The sequence below is a fragment of the Pseudaeromonas pectinilytica genome (assembly GCF_054780855.1).
The window spans coordinates 1-1,651 of sequence record NZ_BAAGVN010000226.1; the positions used below are offsets into that span (position 1 = coordinate 1).

Annotated in this window: 2 protein-coding genes; both read right to left on the reverse strand. The window is 60.0% G+C overall.

All coding sequences use genetic code 11. The features are described from left to right. Positions 1–794 (reverse strand): recombination directionality factor (locus ACYVG7_RS10400; RefSeq protein ID WP_460883047.1); only part of this gene is annotated, 794 nt, incomplete at its 3' end. Continuing rightward, positions 791–1,651 (reverse strand): YqaJ viral recombinase family nuclease (locus ACYVG7_RS10405; protein WP_460883048.1); only part of this gene is annotated, 861 nt, incomplete at its 5' end. The genes ACYVG7_RS10405 and ACYVG7_RS10400, both read right to left, overlap by 4 nt.

Here is a 1,651-nt window from a genome sequence, read left to right on the forward strand (position 1 = left end):
AACTCCTCCAACATCTGCGGGATATCCTCCTCGGTTTCTTCAAACTGACCATTGCCCAGTAGCGCTCGGGCCATGGCTTCCAGTGCTTCGGTATCGACTCCAGCCTCTTGCTGACGCTCGGCTTCCTGCCGGGCGGCCAGCACGCTTTGCGCCAAGGTGCTGTCATCGCGCAACGTCAAATCCACGTAGTAGACCGGTGTGCGGTACGAAAGCGTGGTGCTCTTGGCGCGTAGGCGCAGCAGCAACGGCAGATAGCGGGTGGCTTGGCCGCTCACCGCCTCGAAGTAACGCAGTCGCGCTGCCAGGGTGCGTACCGAGTTGTAGCCGGTGGTGCGAAAGATAAAGCTACCCAGCTCATCTTGCTGACCATCCACCTGCACATTCAATCGACCATAGAGCTTGCAACCGGCCTGCTTGGCAAATGGGCAGCGGTCCGGGCCGGGGCAGGCCATTTCTTCCAGTCCCTCAGCGGTGACTCGCCGCGCCGTCTCACCATTACCAACACACACCGGGCGGCCACTGCTGCGGTCAAAGGCGCTGAACTCGGCTCTCAGATTCAGCTCAGAGTCATTGAACAGCAATCGCACCGGGATGGCTCGGAGCTTGCCGTTGGCGGCTTGCTCGCTGTACTGCTGATGCAGGGGATGCAATACCCAGCCGTTGCGTCCCTGCACCTGGGTGGTCAGGGTAAAACTGTCATCCTTCTCTGGTACCCACTTCTCGCCTTTTTGCACCAGATGGCCAATGCTGATGCGCCCAATCACCGGTGGGGTAATCGCCAGTCCTTTAATCATGATGCGCTCCTTCTATCCGTCTGAATGACAAAGCGCCGACTGCCCACAACCGGCTTGCTGTACTGCTGCACGATTTCCGGGTGCTCGGTACTGAGTCGGTCGATGTCCGGAGCAACCCGGTCTTTGCTCTTCTTCCAGGTCACCTTGCCACCGGTGAACAGCGCCGTGGTGGCATCCCCCAGAGCGTTCTGTACTCGCTGCTTGAGCTGGGACTCCTGAGCTTCGGTCTGCTCCTTGATGTCGCGCAGTTTCAGTAAGTCCGCAAACAACTGACAAAACTCGGCCGAGTCGGTGAAATCCACCGACAGGCCATTGTCCTGCGGGTAGAGCCACTGCAACGCTATACCTGCATCACTCGAGCCATCGGGCTCGGGTTGCACATCCTCAGTGACACAGCGCCAGAACGCGGCTTCACGGGCCAGTAAGTCGGCCATCTTGTCGGCATCGCGCTCAATGCGATAAATGCGGAAATCCTGCCCTCCAATCAGCACGGCGACATCAGCCCAAGCCAGGCCCGTCACCGCGAGCTGATGCAACACCTGACACTGATAGGCCACCGGCACTCCCTCTTCCCACTGCGGGGCCGAGTGATAACTGGCAGTCTTGATTTCGAGGATGCCGGTGCCCTCCGGCAGACCCACCACCTCGCGGTCGAGATTGGCCAGCAGATAGGGATACTCCGGATGCTGCAGCACGGCATTCACACGCCGCACCTTGCGGCCAGTGCGCTCGGCATAAACTGACGCCAATACGGGCTCCAGAACAGTACCCCACAGCACGGCCTCTTTGGCCGACAAGTCCTCGGGCTGCTTGCGCCCGGTCTTCTCCAGCCACAAGCTCAGAGCACTCTTGTACGG